We start from the raw sequence: 18,602 nt of genomic DNA on the forward strand, positions 1-18,602 counted from the left end.
GGATAGGGCAGCCGTTGGCGGCGAATCATTACCATGCAGATGATGCCAGGCGGCATGAACGGTGTGGAGCTGACGAAGGAGATTCGCTCGCGCCGCAAGGATCTACCCTAGACCAACGGGTATCCGGAGGCGGCGAAACAGGCGGCGGAGAACGAGAGCATCAAGATCCCGCGGAAGCCCAACTGTCGGGACTCGCGGATCGCTTCGGCGAACTAGGACTGTGTGTCCTTTCACCAGTCATTTGTATGGGAGCGCAGAGACGCCGATTGCGCGCCATCTTTCGGCCTCGCTGCGGGCGCTGTGGAGGCCGGGTGCTCTGGGCCAGCCGTATCCGAATAGAATGCCGTCATGAGCATTGAAGAAGTGTCGAGCCATATCCGTTGCTCCTGAACAGGCAAGAGCAATAAGATTCTCCCAGTCATCCGGCGGCCTGACGCTGCTGAGCGGGCAAGGCCATGCGCTGTCCAGTGTTCCTGCGGTAGATGCGCCAATTCGTTGTTTCCCGCACTTTGTCGTAATGGCGGGCGATATAGTGAGCAAAAATGTCGCGCATGCCATTCGCCGTCCAGATTTCGATGGGCCACTTGGGATCGAGGATCAGGTCGACGTGTGCGAACATCTCCTCCGCGGGTGGATGGTATTCGGGACCGAGCGTCCGTCCCCAGTGATACCAGACGCTGTCGCCAATAGGCGGCGGAAGCGCCAAGCCGGCCGAGAAGGGGTTGACGAAGTCCAATACGGCGACAGTCGCCTGGCGAGCGCCCAACTGGGACAGCACGTCCGACGCCTCAGCCAGAGTGCGATTATACTGCACAAAGTAGTCGTACTGACCAATACTCCATGTCTCGACGAGCCGAATTCTCGAGAATTCCGGCAGCGGCATAGGCTCGCCCTGCCCGGCGATGGCGTAACGGGCATGAATGGCGACAGCCGAGGCATTGCTTATCGCCGCTGGCACAAGCAGAAATGCCAGCAGAAGCGATAGGACGAGGCGAGCCTTCCGGTGCAGTCGGGAAAGCTCGCCATTCAAAAGAGATTGAGTGATGACAGCAGCGCTCGGCCCCAGCGTCAGGATGCCCGCGCGTTGAAAGTTTTGTTCAATCAGCAGCACACCGGTTAAGACGCAAAAACCGATAAAAAAAAGACGGCGGTAGCTTGGTGCGAGGACAAGAAAGATGCCGGCGGCAATCGCGTAGACGGTGAGGTCAGCGAAATTGTTCAGGAAAACGTACCCCAGAGCGCCGAGGGCCGGCAGCCCGCCACTATTCTCGCCCGCAAGGCGCAGATCGGCGAGGTAATTGAGGCTGCCGCGCCAGAAAAGTTCGATGGCAACGACGCTTATCGCGATCATCCCGAACGCCAGCGCCGTCCAGCCGATTTGACGTCGGTCGGTTGCCAGGAAGACCAGAAATGCGAGCTCTACAACGCTATAGGTGATCTTCGTGTAGAGCATGAACAATACGAGGAAGCTTGCACAGGCGGCATCCACGGCCTTGCTCCCAGCGCTGGTTAGGCGGGGCAGGTACATGACCAAAAGAAGACCGAGCGAAGACCAGCCCAGCCGATTGTAGAACATCGCAAATGTGAGATCGCCGATCCGTTCTCCAGGATTGGCAGGAGCCGCGACGAGCAAAAGCAGAAAAGCTGCCAACGGCAAACCGAGCGCCTTGTGCATGCGGCTGCCGAGGATCGCCGCGGCAACGGCCGCGAACAGGAGGGTGACTATGGCCATTCCCACTGGCATCGCACCGCCCATACTTCCCGAAAGGCCATAGCCGACAGCGGGAATATAGAAGGTGAGCGCTCCAAGCGACGTATGGAAATCCACGTTCGGAACTTGTCCCGACCAGATGCGATGCGCACCATCGAGAAAAACAAACAGATCGTTGACGTATTTGGAGGTGATCGTCTGGCTGGGCAGAGCGAGAAGAGCTGAAAGCACCAGAGCAAATGGGACGATGGCGGTCCACCAGACGGTTTGGCGGCCCGCCCGTGGCGATGCGCCTTCCTGCTCCGGCATCGACCTCACTGCCTGGGTCATCGCGCCTCGCTTTCCAACGCGGTCTGTGGTCGCTGGTAAATCGTCCATTCCGGCGTTTTCTGCACCATGTCGTAATTCTTCGAAATGAAGGGGCCATACAGCTCCTGCAACGGCAGGCTATTGATGCCAGTCTTCGGCACCATCACAATCTTCACGTCGGCGAACAGTGCTTCTGGTGGGATGTACGCCTTCTCATTGATGTTGCGGTTCCAGTGGAACCACGCAGTGTCACCTGTGGGAGGACGTATCCCGAGACCCGCTGAAAAGGGGTTGACGAAATCGAGCACGAACACCCGTTCGAGCGGAATCGGCAGGGCCTGAAGTAGGGCCCCCCCACTTTCGATACTATCGAGGTAGCGCTGTATGAAATCAGGCTCGCCACCGGGCGGGTCGATTTCCCGGACGTCCTCAAAAAGCGGAGGGCCAAGGGGCTTGCCCACATTCTCCGCCGCAAGAGCCGTGTGGAGAGCGATCGCCTCTCCATGATGGACGATGGGCGGCAACAGAAAGAAGATCAGAAGCAGCGGTAGTGCAGCGGCAAGACGAGCAGGCTTCTCCATTTGCGCGCTTGGATCGACAGATTGAAAGCGCCGTGCCTTTTCCACGACGACGGCCGCTCCGCAATAGAGGGTGATGATACCCCAGCTGTGGGCGTTCTGGTTGATGATTGCCAATCCGGCACCCACGCAGAAGCCACTGTAGAGGAGGTCTCGAAGGCTGCGGATGTGCCAGAAGGCAACCAGCGCAAACACCGTGAAAACCACCAGATCCGACAGATTCTCACGGACATTTTTCAGTATGCTGCGAACGTCGTGATCACCGCTGACCCGTGCGGCGGCCCGCAGATCCTCTATATGATGAAGCGTGCCGCGCCAGAAGAACTCGATTACGATCATTGCCAGTACGGTCAGGAGCAGACTGAGCAGGATCCAGGAACGTTGCTGCCGGTCCAACAACAAGAAGATCAAAAAGGCCACGCCGCAGAGTCCGTAGGTTGCTTTCGTGTAGAATTGGACAAGTAGAAGAAAAGCCGTCGCGAGAATGTCTGCAACGTCGTTGCGCGCGGCGTCGGATCTCGGCTTCAGGTACAAAACCAGGATGAGCCCGAGAGCGACCCAGCCGATGCGATTGTAGAACATCGCGAAAGAAAGAAGCCGGACCGGACTTCCGAGATTGATAGGGACAGCGAGAATAAGAATCAGGAATATGCCCAAGGCGATGGCTAACGGCGAGCTGAGGCGCGAAAGAAGGACACGCATCATCGCAGGCATGAACGCGACGATCAGGAGCGCCATTCCTATCGGTATCGCGGCGCCGAAATTTCCGGACAGGAAGTAGCCAAGGGCAGGGATATAGAAGACCAATGGTCCGAGCGCCGTGTGAAAATCACGGTTTGGCACCTGCCCAACAGCAATACGATGCGCTCCATCAATGAATACCAAAACGTCGTTGATGAAAGCGGTGTTAATGGTCCGTCCAGGAAGGGCAAGCATCGCGGAACAAATAACCGCGACCACCAGGAGCGCAACTTGTGCGGAAAAAAGGCGGCGCTTCATCTAGACCCCGTCCTTCCCGGGTGCAGGTCTCGATCCGCATCGAAGCGCGGAAAAAACCGACAAGAGGGACAGCGCAATCTACCTCTTGTTCCGCCGGCTTCGATCACAGCCGCAACCTTTTGAAGATCGGTTCCGGGACGCCTCGGATTATCGCCATGAGTGGATACCAAATCCGTCTGACATAGACGACGTCCCCTCCCTTGCTGCCATCGGCAACGGCGAAAATCCTTTGAGCGACCTCTGCAGGCTCGGCCGTAAGCATTGGTGGAAGCTTCATTCCATCAGTCATCCCCGTTCGGACAAAACCGGGTTTAATGGTGAGGACGCGTACCCCGGCTGTGAATAGTCTGTTCCTGAGACCGGACAAGAACGCCGTTAGGCCAGCTTTCGCGGCGCCATACACATAGTTTGATCCTCTCCCGCGGTCGCCGGCGACCGAACTTATGCCGACGATGGTGCCGGACCCACGCGCGGCAAACCGGCTTGCCAGGAGGCCGAGCATCAAAGCCGGTCCTTCGAAATTCGTCCGCATCACCATAGCGGCGTGTTCGAGTTCCCTTTCGGCGCGGGCCTGCTCGCCGAGTTCGCCGACGACACAAATGGCCGTGTCAGGCAATGGCGACACGGTGCTCAGGAACTCTTCGAAGCGGCCGGTATCAAGAATATCCAGTTCATGGGCTGCGACGGAGGCGCCGGTGCGCGTGACGATGTCATCGGCCTCGCGTTGAACAAGCTCACGCCTGCGTCCGACCAAATGAACGTCCCAGCCCGCCTCGGCATAGACCAGGGCAGTCGCACGACCAATATCCGACGTCGCGCCAATCAGGAGCAATGTCTTGCCGATGGCTTTCATATTCCAAGCCTTTTTCCCAGCTGGGAACTAAAGTGTCGGTCAGCCCCCGTTGTTCGTCGCACCTCCTTGAACGCCTGCAGTTGGGGGTAACCGGCTTCGAATGTGTGGCGGGATTGCCTCGCATCCTTGGCGAGATAGAGCCGTCCTCCCGCCGCGACAACCAGCTTGTCAATTTCGTCTAACAGCTGGAACACGTCGGGCGCGACCGGCAGGTCGAGCGCGAGGGTATACCCTGGCGCCGGAAATGACAGAAGGCCTGCGCCACCCCTCAGCCTTTTCAGAACGGCCAGGAACGAGGCTTTCCCAGAACGAGCGAAACGATCGAGCATACTGCTCAGAACCGCAAGTGCGTTTTCGTCAGGCACCACGCACTGATGCTGCAGAAAGCCGCGCTTGCCGTAGAGGCGATTCCATTCGAGCAGACCATCAAGCGGGAAGAAGTAGCTGTTCCAGTCGACCAACGAGGCTCGGCCTGCTTTGCGGGCACCCGCCTGATAGTAAAGTTCGTTGAATGCAGAAACACTCGCTTTGTTGAGCGCCCAACCAGGCAGATCGACCGGCAGTGAAAAACGGGCTGCCTTGATGTGAGGCAATAGCGCTGCCTTTGGCATTTGAGCGATGTCGTTCGCGATGGCGTGCTCTCCGACAAAGATCAGCGAGCGGCCGAGCGAAGCGCCCCGCGAAAGGCAATCGACCCAGGCGACGGAATAGGCCGCGTCATCTGTCTGCTTCAAGGCTTTCAGCGTATCGCCAAGGTTTTCCGTCACGACTTGGTTTTGGACAATCCACCCGGTAGTGATGGGCCTCAGCGTAAAAGTAGCTTCAGCGATGATGCCCGTCAGGCCCATACCACCGACCGTTGCGAAAAAAAGCTCGGAATTCTGGGTTCTGCTGCAGGTAAGGATCTCGCCACCGGCAACAACCAGCTTGATTTCGCTAAGGTGCTCTCCAAAGCCACCGTCGCGATGATGGTTCTTCCCGTGCACATCGGATGCGATCATTCCTCCAACCGTGACGAACTTCGTTCCTGGCACCACTGGGGGGAAATAGCCCCGGGGGATGAACGACCTGAGAATCTCTGACAGCATGACGCCACCTTCGACGGTCAGGGAGGCAGTCACCTGATCGAAGCTTTTCATCCGGTTCAATCCGCCGCAGGTCAAAGTGAGATGCTCACCGACAGCGGCATCTCCATACGAGCGGCCGTTGCCGCGAGCAATCAGACCCGCGCGCGATGACACCAGTCCAGGCAGCGTCTCCGGCAGCCTGCAATCAATCACTTCACTTTTATGGCGTGGATAACGTCCCCATCCCTCCATCGGTCTGTCACGCCCCCTCCAACTTGAAAACGAATTTTCGATCCAGCGCGAATTTTGAGATGTAACCGATCGCCAGACCGATCGCGCCGCCGGCATACTTCGCAACATCCGTTCTCCACACTATCCAGAAGACGATTTCGAATCCCCAGAATATGATTGTCGTCACGACGCTGAACAGGCCGTAAAGGACGATCTTGAGCAATTCGTCGCCGTGCGATTCGTATCGGTCAAAGAAGATCCACCTTTTGTCGAGGAAGTACTTAAGCCCGAATCCAGCCGCAGTGCCCGCGAGCATTGACGGCGCGAGGCTTTGCGACGGGTAGATCTTCACGACAGCCGCCTGAATCGCAAAATTTGCCAAAGTCGAGACGATCGCGAACACGACATAGCGAACTGCGATCCGGGGCGGGATTCCTTCACCCCCATAATGGGAACGCATCTCGCTCACCTCACAGTGCGGCGACAACAAAGGCGCTGGCAACGCCCAGAGTCGCAAGACTCACCTTGTCTTTGATCGCAAATACGACCGGATCGTCATGCATCAGTCCCCTATGGGCCAGCAACAGGATGCGGGCAATCCAACAAGCCAGGATTGGTCCAGCCAGCCATAAAATCCCTGGCCGAGTGTAGAGATCCTGCACGCTGTCGCTTGCAGCGTAGAGCGCATACAATGTGAGCGCGTTCATACCGGCCCCGGCCGCCAACGCGCCGACCATGCCGATGTCACCATTCTTGTAGTCGCGGCTCTTGGAGTCGGGTAAGTTCGCGGCTCGGCGCGAAATGAGCTCCGTGTAACGCTTGACGAGTGCAAGCGATAGGAACCAGCTCATCATGAAGGCGAGCAGCCAAGGAGAAGGCCAAACAGAGATCGCCGCCGACCCTCCTACCACGCGTGCGGTGTAAAGAGCGGCAAGGGTCACGACATCCAGGATCATCTTCCGCTTCAGAACGAACGAATAGGCGGTGGTCAACGCAAAGTATCCGGCGAGCACCAAAATGAAGGCGGGTGTAATCGTCAGGGCGACCATAAACGACAGCAGAAGGAGAACGGGGATTGCCATGAGCGCGTGTGAGAGCGGGATCTCGCCACAAGCGAGCGGCCTGCGGCATTTGCTGCGATGTCCGCGGTCGTCCTGAAGGTCGACCAGGTCGTTCAGCACATAGACGCTCGACGCGCAAAGCGAGAAGGCGATCAAAGCCAGAGCGGCATTGGCGAGACTATGGACGTCGAAGAGCTGATTTGTCAGCAACGGGATAAAGACGAGCCCGTTCTTGACGTATTGATGCGCCCGCAGCAACCGCGCCCAAGTCCGCCAGGTCGGTCTGTCGTGCGCAAGATGTTCGACATTGTCGCATTGGCGCGACAATTGCCGAGCAACCCTGGCGGACGACCGAATTGCGTACGCTTTTCCGGCATGACGCCATACAGGCAGATCTGCCGCGTCGTTGCCGACATAGTCGAAGCCGCCATCGCTAAAGGCCGCGACGAGCTTTTCCGCCTTCAACTCGGCGGCGCAGTTTGTCATCTCGTCGGTTGCAAACCAGCCGTTGAAGACACCTAAATGGTCGGAAATGCGCGAGACAAGGCGCTCGTGAGTCGCGGATGCGAGATAGACCTGACGTCCCTCATGCCGCGCCGTATGGATCAAGTTCAGAACTTCGGGATCAAAGGGCAGGATAGCCGGATCGAAATCCGCCGGTGTGGAAAGACGGTGCTTGAGGCATGCCTTTCCCCTGCACGTTGCGAGGACAAGGTCAACGATGGAAAAGGGGCGGCGCCTGAGTTCAGAAAAGGCGGTCTCGATCAGAAGGTCGGATCGAACCAAGGTGCCATCGAGGTCGATGACCAGCGGCCGCGACGAATCCGAACTTTGCGGTGTCGAAGAGCCACCCACCGATGACATCGTTCGACGAGGCAAAATCCACTCGTTCTCCTGGCCCGTCGGCAGAGAATCTCTTCGAAGTTCAAACTCCTGGCGCAATTCGCTCAAAGGATTTCCCTTTTTTACCTTGGCTCGGTGGAAATCGCCGAACAACGGCCACGCCGCTTAGTTCCATGGCGTCCCAAAAGAGGCGTCGTGACGGCTTGCACGACGTTCCCGCACCTCCACTTTCCAGCAGGCAGCGGATATTCCTGGATGATCAATAATCAAGCGCGCACCTGCTCGTTGCCATGTCACGAGCAGGTTGCGCTGAGCGACGTACTCTACCGGACGGAGTTTCGACGGCGGGAACAAAACGGTCATGTACCGGTTTTGTGCCCCATACAAAGGACCGGATGATCGAAGCGATGAACTTGGCACTTGTTTTTGGGACATTGACACTGACCTGCTGGATGATTGGCGGGGCTATTGCAGTCTTCGGAAATGCGGAGCAATGCCATCCCCACCGTCAGCAGATCAGCGAGTTCGTCACGCTCGGCTTGAACATCCTTGGACTCCTCTGCGCAATCATGATGGGAGCCGTTCTGGTCGCGCAGTAGTGACGATACGGTTGAGCGGCTTTTAATTGCCAGAGGCTCCGCTTGGCGTAAGATCTTTGCCTACCGTTTTGTCAAGCTTGGGGCTCATGTCAGTGGGATGGCCTGCGCCGTCTTTGAAACTGCGCGGCTTCGGCAATCCTACACCTAGCTTGTCAGGTGTAAATCCAGCTCGCGATCGCAACCGCCAGCGCAACAAGAGCCAGTGTGGCGATGAAGATGCGCAGAGGGTTAGAGCGCGTCGTCTGGGGTGTGGTCTCTGCACTCCCCGGTTCACGCATGGCGACATCGTAGTCGCGCTGGCGATCGGCCGCTCCCCTGCTCTGGGTATGAAGCGCCGTTTCGATTTCTTCGTGGCTCATCGGCTGACCGGCGGCCTCAGCATCTGTTTCGAGGGGTGCGGCTGCGGGGTCAAATCCCGACCTGATGTCTCCACTGTCTCCTGATTGGATTCGACCGCGCACCTCGGCAGCGGTCTTGCCATCTTTCTTGGTCATCGCGGTCCTCCGAGTTGGCTTGATGTTGATGCCGCCCGTCACCCCCCACTCAATCTCCGGATCGAGATCGAGCCCCGCGGTGACGATGAGGCCGACAATGATGCCAGCGGCCACATAGGATGACAGCTGCCATTTGGGTGAACCTTCTCGATTGTCGGCCCTACTCCTACTCCTGGTAACCCTTCAAAAGAAGGCATATGCCTGCAGATGCCGCTAACAATAAAGGTCGGCAAAGGTTCCAAGGGCGGCTCCTCGATCCGGTAGGCTGCAACAGTCGAGTGCGCCTCCGAGCGCTTGAGAACGACTTATCAACGCTCTCGGACGCGCTGACGACGGAACGCCGATGCTCCACGGGCACGGGCGCTTCGCAACTGGCACGGTTGACGCAAGGCGTCGAGGTTCGGAAGTTAAGGGCGCGCCAGGACGCGACGAAGCGATGACAAGTACTCGTCACAATGATCTCCTACTTGATAGGAATCCCTTTTTCAGCGAACCCGTCTTTCAAGCTGTCGATGAGGTCGTACCGGGTATCCGTCCACTCGCTGGTCGAAGTCCAGTACTCGATCTTGAGCGTCGTCTTGTCGGCCGTCAGGTCATCGGAAAGAACGCTAGGCGAGGGATTTTGTTTGACGCGATGATCGGCTGAGACGATATCGAGGATGATTTTTTTGACAGACCCTACATCGACATCATTGCCGATGGCGATGGAAAGCTCCTGTAGCCGGTCCGGTTCGCGGCTGTGATTGAGGATCGGCGTGTTCCAGAGGTTCGAATTCGGAGCCATCAAGTATAGTCCGTTCGCCGTTCTCAGTTCAGTCGCAAACAAGCCAACTTCAACCATTTTGCCCTTGACGCTGGACGTCTCGATGTATTCCCCAGTCCGAAACGGCCGAAGCACCAAAAGCATGATGCCGGCGGCGATATTCTGCAATGTTCCTTGCAAAGCAAGTCCGATTGCCAGGCCGGCTGCACCCAGGGCTGCGACAATCGATGCGGTCTGAACGCCAAACTGTCCAAGGACCATGACGAAGACCAGGACCAACAGACCATAGTGCAACACATTTTCGAAGAAGCGAGCAAGCATCTCGTCAATGCCGTGGATCCGGGACAAGCCCTTGTAGGCCCACCTGCTGACGAAGCTCGACAAAATCCACCCCCCCACGAGGAGAACAACGGCCCCGGCGAGCGAAAGGCCGTAATGAACTGCTAAGGTGCCGATTTGAGCAAGAGCAGTCGGGGTTTTGAGAATGGCATCAGTCGTTTGGTTTTCCATGCTGTTTCGACACTCGGATGAATTACAGTTGGGTTCCGCAGCGACGATCGTCACAAGCGAAGCGAGCGAGATGTCTGAAGGAATGACGGCAGGTGCGTCCTCGGCAAGAACCGTCGTCTTGTTGGTCAGCTCGGCCTCGAGAATCTGATAGAAATCGTGCTCTTCGGCGTTATCACGCTCTTCGATCTTTGCTCCCCATATTCCTCACCCGTTTCGAGAACTTCTGAACTGGGGTTCACTGCTTTCGGAAGATGTCCTTTCAGGCATCGAGGAGCGCGAAAAGCAGCGGCAGTACTGCGGCGCCTGAATCAGTCCCACAGAAAATCTGGGCCCGTGACCTGATAAGTGAGTTTGAGAGTGCCATCTGGCTGAACCTGATATCGCTCAAAGACCCGGTAGCCGAATTGATCGAGGAAGGTGTTCTTCACGATCGTTCCTGGCTTATACCGGGAGTAGACCACCTTGCCGTAGGTCAGACTGCCTGGCATTGGCCGCTGCGGGTCTGTCAGTGAACAACCGCTGACCGCGATGAGCAGTCCGAGCACCAGGTACCTCATTGTTCCTTGTACGATTGCAATCGCTCGCTCCCACAGCCTGTGCCACAGAGAATGTCTCGCTTAACCACTTTGTGCTGGGGATGTTCCCGACATATTGTGGAAGGAGGTGTATGAAGGAACGGAAACTGGCGCTGATTGCAAAACCTAGGCTGAAACAGCTTTGGCTGAAAAGGGATTTCACCTCGGCGGCGCGGTGGGCAAGACCAAACGCACCGGCTGCTAGTCAATATCTACCGTTCGGGTGGAGAGATCGGTAAGACGCGGTTCAAGGAAGGGTTCGCCAAGAAGTGGAACCGAAACGGAGGAACGACGGGCTCATGACCTATTGACGAAAGCCGGCGTTCCGCATCGATGGCCGATATCACTGTCAATGATGAGACGCGGACGATGGCGCGTTTACCTGCAGCGAGTGAAGGCTATCAAACTTCATGATCAGCAGCGTGACCAGTTCCTCGCGCGTCCTATGTCCTTCATTATAGAGGTCGACCGCCGCGCTGCAAAGCAGCTGCATTGATTGTTCCGTCGGCGCAGCGTGATTGTGCCGGTACCAAGTCTGGACGGCATCGGAAAGCACGTTTACGTCGTCCATCTGAAGTGAGAGATTGAAGTCCGCCATCTCATGCTCCTTGAGCGTCGCAACAACTCGCCCGGACCGCGATAGGAAAACTGGTACTGCATTAACCTCCCAAGGACAACCATCAGTACGGTTGCGAACGGTTGCCGCGAGCCTCCGCCAAGTCAGCGGCGATCCGCTTCTCCAACGATTTGTACGGAACCGCGCAGGAACCGGTATCGCACGCGCCCGGTTAGAAAGGCGGATCGCGGGAGGGGAAGCCATGTTTCCTTGCACAACGCCCTTTGCACTCTCCGCGATCCACCCTCCCAGGGGATGGCCGCGCGGAGGCAAGGTTGTTTGGTGTTTCCTCTCATCCAATGCCTTCGGGCTCTGCGCGGCCTCCTGATTTAAATCTGCCGACGAAGGAACAAGAGTGGCCGCCGAGAGTAAGGCCGATGGGCCACGCATCCGTTTCCTTTTACGCGGCCTACTCCTCCAAACTTCCCCAACTCGCCCCGCCTTTTACGCGGGGCTTTTTTCTGAGTCTCATGCGGCTAGGTTTGAATGTGGTCGATCGACAGCCCGGGTGGAACAACTTTGCTATCGAGAGGTTCGGTGGGATTCTCGTTGGTGGAGCAAACCATGCCGAAGTATTTTTTCCACATCCGCCGGAACGATGTCTTCGAGGAAGATTTAGAAGGCATCGACTTGGCTTCGCCTGAACAAGCACGGGAGGAAGCGGTCGCGGCCGCTCGCGAAATCGTGGCGGAGGGGATCCGCAGGGGCGATCCGGCAGACGGAGCGACTTTCGAGATCATGACCGAAGAAGGCTCGCTGGTCGCAACCGTTCCTTTCCGGTCGGCTGTCGGCCTGGAATAGCGCCCTCGCGGAAGCCGGGCTTAGCTCTCCACCGTTCAAAGATGGATGGATTGACGGCGTTGTTTGGAACTGTGGCATCTCCAGTGCGTGAGCGTTCGACATTTCTATCCTTCATCTTTGCAGCCAATAAGTTCACATTTTGGCTTCCGGCCCCTGCTCACGAAGTTTTTTATTCGCAAGGCTACCACTGAACGCACTTCCCGCAATCACTCTCCGTCAACGTGACTGTCAGCAGGCGACGCGAACTTGCTGAGGGCTTTTGCAATGGCAAGCACCAGTCCTGCGGCCGCTTCTGTCCGTCCTTCCTCAGTTGTTGCGTTGACGAGCACGAAGCCGTGCCGGCGAACAATGCCTAGTGCTTGGTCCACAGCCCAGGAAGGAAGAGTGTGGGCGGGACGGGACATGCCGCCAGCCCCTTCATTTGCGCGCATCATCATGAGTATGGTGGCTGTCGCGTTCGCCACCTCCTCCCGATACGCCGCTTCGCGCTTTGTTATCCGATACCGCCGGGGGCTTTTTTACCTCCAGCGGCGCTCTACTGCTTTCGTGCGACGCACCAGGGCCGCCCTGACGAACTGTGGATGGATGCTTCGATGATGTCGACATGGCTCCTCGCTTTATCGATCCTGCTGGTAACCCTGATGGGTCGTGTTGACCTTGCTGTTGCCTTGCTGTCCGACCTTGTCTGGGTTCTTGGCGGCAGCTACCAGCCTGCCGTCATTATCCGCGTGGGAAGTTTCGCCGGAACCCTTGTCGGAACGGTTGGCCTCCGGCGTCGGCGGCACTTTGCTGCTCATGATATCCTCCTAATCTGGCTCTCTGTTGGCGGCATGGTCTTGATACTGCTCTGTCTGCACGGTTTTGCCATCGAGACCGCGCTCGCGTGAGTGCTGCGCCTTGTCTCTGTTGGACAGGACCATGTTGGGCGGCAGAGTGTCCGGGTCGAGATCAGTCATTGCGCCTGACCCGTCACCTTTGCCTTTGGCGCCGGCGCCGATGTGCTTTCGATCCGCATTGGGCATGAAGCTCCTCCTTCTTGGCTTGCTTCGTGGGCTCTCAACAACGAAAGGCTCCTGAAGTTCCCGACGGAGTGATTATTGGAAATCAGAGCTTACTTCGAAGGGCTCAACCGATTTTGCCGCACGAAGCTTCGAGACGGATGTGCTGGAATAGTGGTCCTCATGTCGAGGAGCCGGTGATTGCCGAAAGCACCCCTTGGTGGTTTAAGCCTCGGCTCATTGAGCCGACCCAAACCTGGATCCACGACGTGCCGCCAGCGGACGACAAACTAAAAAATCATTGGCATAGTCCGCTGCAGATGGAACTTGACCAATGCTGCTCGGTTCGCGGGTCACAGGAGGCAACACATGTCAAACAAAGCGGATAACGGAAGCAAGCCATTGGCAGCACCGATGGTGGCCAAGATAGAGCCGGAGGATCAGCGGTCGCTCAACCTGGAGGACGTCGACATGAGCCGGGCGTGCGTCCAAGGAGACGTGCTGGTTTCCAAAGGCCAGTCGAGCACCTTCGTCTCGAAGCTCAGAAAGCCGAAGGATGGCTGACGCAGCTTACATTCCTGAAGCCGGCTTCTTCCACTCGATGCAGGTCAGCGCAGCTTGAATTGGACCGTGAATACTGTCGACCGTTGGACTTTCGGCTGCTTTGGCGGGTGACTGGATGGTCGTGGCATATCCCCTTTCGGGATTCGGTGTTCGACATCACCCCGGGATGGGGCGCCATCAGCCAAAGTGGTGAGATCGATCTCATGAAGGGATTGGAGGGACTGCAGGCCGTCAAAAGTGTGGTGCTGTCCCTCCTTCGCACAAAGCCCGTCAAGGTTCCGGATCGCGCCACCGCACCCGATGGCGGTGACGGTGCCCATTCAGGCCATAGATGAGAACGGCTCCGGTCAAGGCGATGGCGACAGCTGTGATCGTTTTTGCAGACGGCACACGCTTTCTCACGCGCCAGCCGCCGCTGGTCCCGGTTCCAGCAGCATTTGGTGACATCACGCTGCCGTCGGTGTTAGGCACTGGTTTGGCTTTCTTCCGGATCGCTGCAGCAGTGGCGCCGGCGAGACGCTCGACGGGACCGCGTGCAACCGTATAGGCCACCTGACCGGCACGGGCCGGCCACCCAACGGCGACCTCGTCGCGCGGTATAAGAGCAACGCCGACGATGGCCTCGGCCACATCCTCAGGATCGTACAGGAAAGGGGGCGGCTCCAAAGCATGGCCAGTGTAGTTCGCACCGTGCTCGATAATCGGCGTGTCGATGACGGCAGGAAATACTCCGCAGACGTGAATGTGGGGCATGCCTACCAGCTCCTGTCTCAGGCTGGCGGCAAAACCTCTCAGCCCGAATTTGCTGGCCGTGTAGGACGCGGCAAAGGGGTTCGGCACCCATGCTGCCATGGAGACGATATTGATCAGGGTTCCTCGGTTCTGTCGCATGAAGATCGGCAACACGGCGTAAGCACCGGACATCGCGCCAAGCAGATTTACCTCGATCGTCTTGCGATGCAGTTCGAGTGGCGCGTCGTGGTATGAGCCTGCGACGCCAGTGCCAGCATTGTTGATCCACACGTCAATCCCGCCGAACGCGACTTCGGCGGCATCGGCCAGCGCTGCCACTGCATCAGCATCCGTGACATCCATCGGTACTACGATTGCTTGAACACCCAGCGACTGACATTCGCGAGCCACTTGCTGCAAGACATCTGCGCGGCGCGCTGCAAGGCAGACACGAGCGCCACGTCTGGCGAAGGCGAGCGCTGTCGCACGCCCAATCCCGCTCGATGCGCCGGTGATGACGACCGATGATCCGCGAAGATCCTGCACGCTGTTGGCTCCCACTTATTTTACAGTATTCGACTGTTTCCAAGAACCTTGTCGCCGGGCTGTGGTTCCGATCTTCGACTACGCGCTGCCGAAGGTCTTCCATTGGCCGATCATCCGGAAGAAAAATGTGTAGTGCCACTCCGCGAATTCGTCGGGATCGCGACTACCTTGTCCCTCACTGTGCTCGTTCCCGTTCGATGGCGAGACGTCGCCGGAGCCAATCAAAGCCACAACGTCGCGAGCTAAAGACCGCGGCTGCGTGCGTTATCGTACTGGAACGGCTGTTACCTGGCTTGGTTCGGCTGCCGAGGAGGATGCATGCAGTACCAAGAGGCAATTCGATCACTGACAGATGCGGTGGCGAGACGGCAGGCGATCCTATTCGTTGGAGCCGGGGTTTCCATGAGCGTTGGTCTTCCATCATGGGAAAGCCTGATTGCTCATATCCAGTCAGACCTTGGAATTGACTGTTCGACCAACGATTGTCATCGAAGCTCGTACCAGGAGATTGCGGAGTTCTATCGTCTCAAGCATGGCTCGATTTGTCCGCTCGTCGAGTGGATGAGCCAAGAGTGGCGAGTCGATCCTGATTGTCTGCGGAAATCGCATCTGCACCGCCTGATAGTGGATGCCGATTTCCCGTTAATTTACACCACCAACTACGATGCTAATCTTGAAGCGGCCTATGAGGCGTTCGGCAAACCATACGTTAAGATAACGGGGGCCGCGGATCTGGCCGCAGCTTTGCCGGGCCTCACGCAGATCATCAAGTTCCACGGGGACTTTTCCAATCCCGAGGGTCTCGTCATCACTGAATCCGATTATTTCGACCGGCTGTCATTCGACGCTCCGATGGACATAAAGTTCAGGGGTGACGCATTTGCCTCGACGCTTCTTTTTGTCGGCTACAGCATGACGGATCTGAACATCCGCTTCCTGCTCCACCGGTTATGGAAGACGTGGCGCGATACCGGCCAGGAGCGGGCCCGACCCCCACTCTACATCGTGATGCACGACGCCGACGATGTGCAGAAGCATGTTCTTGACCGATGGGGCGTTACAGTGATCGAAGGAAGGGGTGGAAACGCTGAAGAGTCTCTTTTGCTGTTTCTACAGGAGTTGAAAAACTCTCTTGCGGCTCAGAGGGCGTCCTGTGGATCAGCGGACGCTTTGACTTTCAGCCGAGCCTCGCGACAAACGAAATCCGACAAACTGGTCTCCGATGAACCTCGTTCCTGTTCGACGACAGCCTCTTCGTTGCAAGGAACATCTGTCGCGGCTTTCGATGAGGCTTCGAAAACATGATTGGCGAGCTGGAAATCGATCTCGACGCGATAGCCTTCCCCATCGCATCGGTTCTTCATGAGGTCAGCACTTGAGGGCGAGCCGGATGTGGAAGACCGCGGTGCGTCTGGTCGGGTGCGGCCTGATGGGTCTGGGAATCGTCATCATCATGACGCCCGAATTGGCCGCGCCTCTATTTGCGACGAGCAATTCATCCGGTGCCAGTGCTACATACATCCGCGCAATCGCAATTCGCGATATTGTCATCGGCCTCTGCTTGGTGGTTGGTCCTTATTTTTCGATTGCCGGCACAACCATGTCGATCGCTGCAATCAGCGTCATTCCCTGCGGCGATCTTGTTCTTGTGTGGCTCGCGGGTGGCGGGCTGCTTTCGCTTCTCCCTCATGTCGGGAGCGTGGTGTCGCTACTGGCGCTTGCCGCGTGGGGAAGCCGCGTTGCCTGACCCCCAGACGCTTGATCATAGTACGATGTCGTACAGGAACAGCAACGACAAAAGTGACGTTCGGCAGCACGATATTTGAGGTTCCCCAAGCATGATCGAATGGTGGCAACGTGCCGCGATCTACCAGACTTTCCCTCGATCATTCCAGGACAGCGACGGCGATGGAGAGGGGGACATTCAAGGTATCATCCGGCGCTTGGATTACCTCCCCTGGCTCGGCATAGACGCGATATGGCCAGGGCCGACCTACAGGTCGCCGCTCCTCGATAGCGGTTATGATGTCAGCGACTTCCGCTCCGTCGATCCTGTCTTCGGCAGCATGCAGGATTTCGATGCGCTGATCAGTGAAGCTCACGCCCATGGCCTAAAAAGTCATTCTCGTTCAGCTAAAGTGAAGAAGATTGAAGACAGGCAGGAACCTCCAGGCGCGATCAAAGTTCGCGTTGACATAAATGAGAACCCACTTGGAGAAAGCAATGAGCAGCTCTGACACGACAAACGATCACGGCACCATTCAAAAATGGGCAGAAGCGCGCGACGGTCGGCCCTCCGTTGTTCGTACTGGCGGAAAGGGTGGCGTCCTTCGGATCGATTTCGGCGAAAAGGAAGCGGATTTCGAGGAGGTCAGTTGGGAGGAGTTCTTCAAGATATTCGAGGAGAACAAGCTGAGCTTCCTTTACCAGGACAAGACAAAGGACGGGAAGACGAGCCGCTTCAACAAGTTTGTCGAACGTGAGTGACGTTTGTTTGCCCTTCATGAAGTCGCCGTCACCGGCGATAATGCGAGTGCCTGCAGATGCCCTGCGAGGATACCAGATAATGCTTGTTCGATCTTCGCCGGGCTGTCTTGGAGCAGCCGAACGACAAAGACGCCCCTTACCGCTTTTGGGCTACCTTTACGATTAGATCCATGGCGGCGTTCTCCGCCCCGCCCACCGCGCAATCGTCGAGCTGATGCCAGCGCAAGAGGGACGCGTTCTCGAGGTGGGAGTCGGGCCCCGGCTGTTGCTGCTTCAATACCCGGCGCACCTGCAGGTGACCGGTCTCACATGCTCGCCAAAGCACGCCAAAGAATACAGGATCACCGGCTTGAACATGTCGTCCTGCAGGTGGGTGACGCGCAAAAGCTTGATTTCTCACCCGCGAGCTTCGGCGTTTTGGTGCTGCCGTTCGTGTGCGGGGAGCGATAGCGCGAGCAATCGCTCCGGCGTTCGAGCGGATCTGCTGGAGTGCGACATTTTGGTCTCGGCGTCTTTTGCGATGGATCGAGGGCCGAGGCGATTTCGAAGTCAGCGAATGGCGGCCTGTTTCCCCGCTTGGACTGTTCAAGGTGATCAAGTTGACACGGGTGGCGCGAGGTAGGCGAAGCCTGATGCATTCTCTGCTTTCACCCAGCTTCACAGCGCGAGGGATCGCACGGTGCGAATTCCGACAATGCCGGACGAGGTCGCCAGGACGGTGTATAACTGTGGCGCTTGCACAGAAGGAGCTGAAAATGACGCTTTTGCCGACGGTGTTGCTGTTAGAGGACGAAGCTTTGATCGCGCTCGACATCCAACAGACTTTGCTGGGCGCCGGTGCGAAAGACATCGTACATCTCACGTCGTGCAGCGCCGCAACTGACTGGCTAGGGATTTACATGCCTGATCTTGTGATCCTCGATATATTCTTGCTCGACGGCGAAAGCACGGACATTGCGAGCCACCTCGTCGAGCGCGGCATTCCCTTTGTGGTCCATACGGCTCGTCGGAAGGTGACGCAGGAGAGCCATCAGGTGTTGCTGAATGGACAATGGGTTTGCAAACCGGCACGACCTGACGAACTAATCCGGGCAATCGGTCGGTGCCTCGAACAACGGCGCGACAAAGGCGGGCTTGGCTGCCGCGATCTGAATACACGTCACGCGGCTTGATTGTGGCTAGTCGCGACAGTTGAGTCGTAGTTAGACCAAGGCGGCTGTGCCGGCATAGCCTGCGTTGCTGGCGACGGCCTCGAGGCGCTGCGG

Annotated in this window: 21 protein-coding genes and 1 pseudogene; 8 read left to right on the forward strand and 14 right to left on the reverse strand. The window is 57.5% G+C overall.

The genetic code is table 11. The features are described 5' to 3' along the window. Window positions 1–418: 418 nt before the first annotated feature. The 6 genes from AC244Q_RS34030 to AC244Q_RS34055 form a co-directional block, all read right to left on the reverse strand. Window positions 419–2,041: a hypothetical protein gene (locus AC244Q_RS34030; protein WP_128407280.1), complete on the reverse strand. Its 1,623-nt coding sequence runs from the start codon at window positions 2,039–2,041 to the stop codon at window positions 419–421. Then, window positions 2,038–3,597, reverse strand: a complete 1,560-nt coding sequence (locus tag AC244Q_RS34035) for a hypothetical protein (RefSeq protein ID WP_128450452.1) — start codon at window positions 3,595–3,597, stop codon at window positions 2,038–2,040. Before AC244Q_RS34035 ends, AC244Q_RS34030 begins: the two co-directional genes overlap by 4 nt. Window positions 3,598–3,700: 103 nt before the next feature. Next, a complete protein-coding gene (locus AC244Q_RS34040; RefSeq protein WP_003555398.1) occupies window positions 3,701–4,450 on the reverse strand; it encodes an SDR family oxidoreductase in 750 nt (249 codons plus the stop codon). Next, entirely contained in the window at window positions 4,447–5,769 is a 1,323-nt protein-coding gene (locus AC244Q_RS34045; protein ID WP_003555400.1) for an FAD-binding oxidoreductase, read from the reverse strand. Before AC244Q_RS34045 ends, AC244Q_RS34040 begins: the two co-directional genes overlap by 4 nt. Window positions 5,770–5,776: 7 nt before the next feature. Beyond that, entirely contained in the window at window positions 5,777–6,208 is a 432-nt protein-coding gene (locus tag AC244Q_RS34050; protein WP_128408249.1) for a GtrA family protein, read from the reverse strand. Between the two features lie 10 nt (window positions 6,209–6,218). Continuing rightward, on the reverse strand, window positions 6,219–7,673 hold the full coding sequence (locus tag AC244Q_RS34055; RefSeq protein WP_432431640.1) for a UbiA family prenyltransferase: 1,455 nt from the start codon (window positions 7,671–7,673) through the stop codon (window positions 6,219–6,221). A 374-nt stretch (window positions 7,674–8,047) separates the two neighbouring features. Between AC244Q_RS34055 and AC244Q_RS34060 the strand changes: the two genes are divergently transcribed. After that, window positions 8,048–8,251 carry a hypothetical protein gene (locus AC244Q_RS34060; protein ID WP_003555403.1) on the forward strand — a complete coding sequence of 68 codons (204 nt, stop codon included), beginning with the start codon at window positions 8,048–8,050 and terminating at the stop codon, window positions 8,249–8,251. 152 nt (window positions 8,252–8,403) lie between these two features. Here AC244Q_RS34060 and AC244Q_RS34065 read toward each other — a convergent pair whose 3' ends face one another. The 4 genes from AC244Q_RS34065 to AC244Q_RS34080 all read right to left on the reverse strand — a co-directional run bounded on the left by AC244Q_RS34065 (window position 8,404) and on the right by AC244Q_RS34080 (window position 11,191). Next, a complete protein-coding gene (locus tag AC244Q_RS34065) occupies window positions 8,404–8,859 on the reverse strand; it encodes a hypothetical protein (protein WP_012760451.1) in 456 nt (151 codons plus the stop codon). 349 nt (window positions 8,860–9,208) lie between these two features. After that, the gene (locus tag AC244Q_RS34070) at window positions 9,209–10,018 is read right to left on the reverse strand and encodes a mechanosensitive ion channel family protein (RefSeq protein ID WP_128408165.1); all 810 of its coding nucleotides are present in this window, start codon (window positions 10,016–10,018) and stop codon (window positions 9,209–9,211) included. A gap of 308 nt (window positions 10,019–10,326) precedes the next feature. Then, entirely contained in the window at window positions 10,327–10,575 is a 249-nt protein-coding gene (locus AC244Q_RS34075; protein ID WP_017997379.1) for a hypothetical protein, read from the reverse strand. A gap of 367 nt (window positions 10,576–10,942) precedes the next feature. Beyond that, complete coding sequence (locus tag AC244Q_RS34080) at window positions 10,943–11,191, reverse strand: hypothetical protein (protein ID WP_128408166.1); 249 nt, start codon at window positions 11,189–11,191, stop codon at window positions 10,943–10,945. Window positions 11,192–11,695: 504 nt separating this feature from the next. On the opposite strand from AC244Q_RS34080, the gene AC244Q_RS34085 reads away from it, so the two are divergent. Further along, the gene (locus tag AC244Q_RS34085) at window positions 11,696–12,010 is read left to right on the forward strand and encodes a DUF6894 family protein (RefSeq protein WP_409934801.1); all 315 of its coding nucleotides are present in this window, start codon (window positions 11,696–11,698) and stop codon (window positions 12,008–12,010) included. 417 nt (window positions 12,011–12,427) lie between these two features. Here AC244Q_RS34085 and AC244Q_RS34090 read toward each other — a convergent pair whose 3' ends face one another. The 3 genes from AC244Q_RS34090 to AC244Q_RS34100 are packed head-to-tail and all read right to left on the reverse strand — an operon-like array spanning window position 12,428 to window position 13,032. Then, window positions 12,428–12,616 (reverse strand): hypothetical protein, encoded by a 189-nt coding sequence (locus AC244Q_RS34090; RefSeq protein WP_003555410.1) that lies wholly within the window; start codon window positions 12,614–12,616, stop codon window positions 12,428–12,430. A gap of 11 nt (window positions 12,617–12,627) precedes the next feature. Further along, window positions 12,628–12,807 carry a hypothetical protein gene (locus AC244Q_RS34095; RefSeq protein WP_003555411.1) on the reverse strand — a complete coding sequence of 60 codons (180 nt, stop codon included), beginning with the start codon at window positions 12,805–12,807 and terminating at the stop codon, window positions 12,628–12,630. A 9-nt stretch (window positions 12,808–12,816) separates the two neighbouring features. Further along, window positions 12,817–13,032: a hypothetical protein gene (locus tag AC244Q_RS34100; RefSeq protein ID WP_003555412.1), complete on the reverse strand. Its 216-nt coding sequence runs from the start codon at window positions 13,030–13,032 to the stop codon at window positions 12,817–12,819. Between the two features lie 345 nt (window positions 13,033–13,377). Between AC244Q_RS34100 and AC244Q_RS34105 the strand changes: the two genes are divergently transcribed. Then, on the forward strand, window positions 13,378–13,572 hold the full coding sequence (locus AC244Q_RS34105; RefSeq protein WP_003555413.1) for a hypothetical protein: 195 nt from the start codon (window positions 13,378–13,380) through the stop codon (window positions 13,570–13,572). A 270-nt stretch (window positions 13,573–13,842) separates the two neighbouring features. On the opposite strand, the gene AC244Q_RS34110 is transcribed toward AC244Q_RS34105, so the two are convergent. Next, complete coding sequence (locus AC244Q_RS34110) at window positions 13,843–14,850, reverse strand: SDR family oxidoreductase (protein WP_128408023.1); 1,008 nt, start codon at window positions 14,848–14,850, stop codon at window positions 13,843–13,845. Between the two features lie 318 nt (window positions 14,851–15,168). On the opposite strand from AC244Q_RS34110, the pseudogene AC244Q_RS34115 reads away from it, so the two are divergent. From AC244Q_RS34115 to AC244Q_RS34135, 5 genes and pseudogenes are all read left to right on the forward strand, one after another. After that, a pseudogene (locus tag AC244Q_RS34115) lies at window positions 15,169–15,984 on the forward strand (SIR2 family protein); the annotation flags it as partial. Window positions 15,985–16,240: 256 nt separating this feature from the next. Further along, window positions 16,241–16,597 carry a DUF4267 domain-containing protein gene (locus AC244Q_RS34120; protein WP_245460703.1) on the forward strand — a complete coding sequence of 119 codons (357 nt, stop codon included), beginning with the start codon at window positions 16,241–16,243 and terminating at the stop codon, window positions 16,595–16,597. A 91-nt stretch (window positions 16,598–16,688) separates the two neighbouring features. After that, window positions 16,689–17,087 (forward strand): alpha-amylase family glycosyl hydrolase, encoded by a 399-nt coding sequence (locus tag AC244Q_RS34125; RefSeq protein WP_012760445.1) that lies wholly within the window; start codon window positions 16,689–16,691, stop codon window positions 17,085–17,087. Beyond that, entirely contained in the window at window positions 17,074–17,337 is a 264-nt protein-coding gene (locus AC244Q_RS34130; RefSeq protein ID WP_003555419.1) for a hypothetical protein, read from the forward strand. Before AC244Q_RS34125 ends, AC244Q_RS34130 begins: the two co-directional genes overlap by 14 nt. A gap of 755 nt (window positions 17,338–18,092) precedes the next feature. Beyond that, on the forward strand, window positions 18,093–18,509 hold the full coding sequence (locus AC244Q_RS34135) for a response regulator (RefSeq protein ID WP_128408025.1): 417 nt from the start codon (window positions 18,093–18,095) through the stop codon (window positions 18,507–18,509). Window positions 18,510–18,602: the final 93 nt, after the last annotated feature.

Source organism: Rhizobium sp. CB2179, assembly GCF_057653455.1.

Excerpts from the sequence above, each read along its gene's own strand:
- AC244Q_RS34035 (WP_128450452.1), bottom strand. The coding sequence starts at position 3,597 with ATGAAGCGCCGCCTTTTTTCCGCACAAGTTGCGCTCCTGGTGGTCGCG.
- AC244Q_RS34135 (WP_128408025.1), top strand. The coding sequence starts at position 18,093 with ATGACGCTTTTGCCGACGGTGTTGCTGTTAGAGGACGAAGCTTTGATC.
- AC244Q_RS34095 (WP_003555411.1), bottom strand. The coding sequence starts at position 12,807 with ATGAGCAGCAAAGTGCCGCCGACGCCGGAGGCCAACCGTTCCGACAAG.
- AC244Q_RS34090 (WP_003555410.1), bottom strand. The coding sequence starts at position 12,616 with ATGTCGACATCATCGAAGCATCCATCCACAGTTCGTCAGGGCGGCCCT.
- AC244Q_RS34060 (WP_003555403.1), top strand. The coding sequence starts at position 8,048 with ATGATCGAAGCGATGAACTTGGCACTTGTTTTTGGGACATTGACACTG.
- AC244Q_RS34055 (WP_432431640.1), bottom strand. The coding sequence starts at position 7,673 with ATGTCATCGGTGGGTGGCTCTTCGACACCGCAAAGTTCGGATTCGTCG.
- AC244Q_RS34125 (WP_012760445.1), top strand. The coding sequence starts at position 16,689 with ATGATCGAATGGTGGCAACGTGCCGCGATCTACCAGACTTTCCCTCGA.
- AC244Q_RS34085 (WP_409934801.1), top strand. The coding sequence starts at position 11,696 with ATGTGGTCGATCGACAGCCCGGGTGGAACAACTTTGCTATCGAGAGGT.
- AC244Q_RS34100 (WP_003555412.1), bottom strand. The coding sequence starts at position 13,032 with ATGCCCAATGCGGATCGAAAGCACATCGGCGCCGGCGCCAAAGGCAAA.
- AC244Q_RS34080 (WP_128408166.1), bottom strand. The coding sequence starts at position 11,191 with ATGGCGGACTTCAATCTCTCACTTCAGATGGACGACGTAAACGTGCTT.
- AC244Q_RS34030 (WP_128407280.1), bottom strand. The coding sequence starts at position 2,041 with ATGACCCAGGCAGTGAGGTCGATGCCGGAGCAGGAAGGCGCATCGCCA.
- AC244Q_RS34105 (WP_003555413.1), top strand. The coding sequence starts at position 13,378 with ATGTCAAACAAAGCGGATAACGGAAGCAAGCCATTGGCAGCACCGATG.
- AC244Q_RS34045 (WP_003555400.1), bottom strand. The coding sequence starts at position 5,769 with ATGGAGGGATGGGGACGTTATCCACGCCATAAAAGTGAAGTGATTGAT.
- AC244Q_RS34075 (WP_017997379.1), bottom strand. The coding sequence starts at position 10,575 with ATGAGGTACCTGGTGCTCGGACTGCTCATCGCGGTCAGCGGTTGTTCA.
- AC244Q_RS34070 (WP_128408165.1), bottom strand. The coding sequence starts at position 10,018 with ATGGAAAACCAAACGACTGATGCCATTCTCAAAACCCCGACTGCTCTT.
- AC244Q_RS34120 (WP_245460703.1), top strand. The coding sequence starts at position 16,241 with ATGTGGAAGACCGCGGTGCGTCTGGTCGGGTGCGGCCTGATGGGTCTG.
- AC244Q_RS34050 (WP_128408249.1), bottom strand. The coding sequence starts at position 6,208 with ATGCGTTCCCATTATGGGGGTGAAGGAATCCCGCCCCGGATCGCAGTT.
- AC244Q_RS34040 (WP_003555398.1), bottom strand. The coding sequence starts at position 4,450 with ATGAAAGCCATCGGCAAGACATTGCTCCTGATTGGCGCGACGTCGGAT.
- AC244Q_RS34130 (WP_003555419.1), top strand. The coding sequence starts at position 17,074 with ATGAGCAGCTCTGACACGACAAACGATCACGGCACCATTCAAAAATGG.